Here is a 1,443-nt window from a genome sequence, read left to right as displayed (position 1 = left end):
GGTCGCCGGCCGGCGGCTGGCCGCGCAAGGCCGCGTCGCGCGTGGCGCGGCGCGCCACCAGCACCGATTCGAGCACCTGCAGGCGCACCCCGGCCGGCAGCGCCTGGGGCAGGTAGACCACGCTGTGCGAGCGCGCGCTGCGCGCCGACAGCGCGAGCGTCTCGCCGTCCAGCGTGAGCCGCCCGGCGCTGGCGGTGGTGAGCCCGGCCAGCACCCGCAGCAAGGTGGACTTGCCGCTGCCGTTGGGCCCCAGCAGCGCGGTGATCATGCCGCGCGGCAAGGGCCCCGCCGACAGCTCGCGCAGCACCTCGCGGCGGCCGTAACGCACCGACACGCCGTGGATCGCGAGCCCCTTCATTGCGCGGCTCCCTGCGAACGCACCACGATCGCCAGGAACAGCGGAATCCCCACCAGGGCCGTGACGATGCCCACGGGGATCAGCACGCCCGGCACGATCAGCTTGGAGGCGATCGAGGCCAGCGACAGCATCAGCGCCCCGCACAGCAGGCTGCCGGGCAGGTAGAAGCGATGGTCCTCGCCGAACACGGTGCGCGCGATATGCGGCGCGATCAGGCCGACGAAGCCGATGGTGCCGACGAAGGACACCGCCAGCGCCGACAGCACCGCCACCCGCAGCAGGGTGCCGAGCCGCAGGCGCCGCACGTCGATGCCGAAGCTGGCCGCGCGCTCCTCGCCCAGCCGCAGCGCGGTGAGCGCCCAGGCATTGCGCATCGACAGCGGCAGCGCCACGGCCAGCGCCGCAGCGAGCACGCCGATCTTCTGCCAGTCGGCGCGCGCCAGCGAGCCCAGCGTCCAGAACACCAGGCCCTGCAGCGCATCGGCCGAGGCGATGAACTGCATCAGCTCGACCAGCGCATGGAACGAGAACACCAGCGCGATCCCCATCAGCACCACGCCGGCCGTGCTCATGCCGCGCCAGCGCGCCACCAGGTCCAGCATCATCGCCGAGCCGAAGGCGAACACGAAGGCGTTGGCCGAGATCAGCCAGGTCTGCGGGATGTGCGGGAGCGTCAGGTCGAGCACGATCGCCAGCGAGGCGCCGAAGGCGGCGGCCGCCGACACGCCGAGCGTGTAGGGGCTGGCCAGCGGATTGTTGAGGATGGTCTGCATCTCCGCGCCCGACAGGCCGAGCGCGGCGCCCACCACCAGCGCCATCACCGCGTAGGGCAGGCGGATCTGCCAGACGATCACGAGGTTGGCCGGATCGGCCTGCGCGGGCGCGAACACGGTGCGCAGCAGCGTGGCCAGCGGCAGGCCCGAGGGGCCCGAGCCGAGGTCGAACAGCAGCGAGCCTGCGATCAGCAGGCTCACCGCCACCAGGCACAGCGCGCGGCGCCGCGTCAGGCGCGCGTAGGCGCGACGCGCCTCGCCCTGGTCGGGCACGGGCGCGTCGGCGGCGAGATGGCGCGAGCCGGCCGCGGC

The 1,443-nt window shown here is 73.7% G+C and carries 2 protein-coding genes; both read right to left on the bottom strand.

The features are described 5' to 3' along the window. A partial coding sequence (locus tag F3J10_RS35640) for an ABC transporter ATP-binding protein (RefSeq protein ID WP_167244048.1) occupies positions 1–358 on the bottom strand: 358 nt, incomplete at its 3' end. Beyond that, positions 355–1,404 (bottom strand): iron ABC transporter permease, encoded by a 1,050-nt coding sequence (locus tag F3J10_RS35635; RefSeq protein ID WP_029949814.1) that lies wholly within the window; start codon positions 1,402–1,404, stop codon positions 355–357. The genes F3J10_RS35640 and F3J10_RS35635, both read right to left, overlap by 4 nt. Positions 1,405–1,443 lie beyond the last annotated feature (39 nt).

Origin of the sequence: Burkholderia sp. Cy-637, from assembly GCF_011753175.1 — a bacterium.
GTDB lineage: Bacteria > Pseudomonadota > Gammaproteobacteria > Burkholderiales > Burkholderiaceae > Burkholderia > Burkholderia gladioli.
Note: the sequence above shows the minus strand (reverse complement) of the source record. Positions and strands in the feature narration are given on the sequence as shown.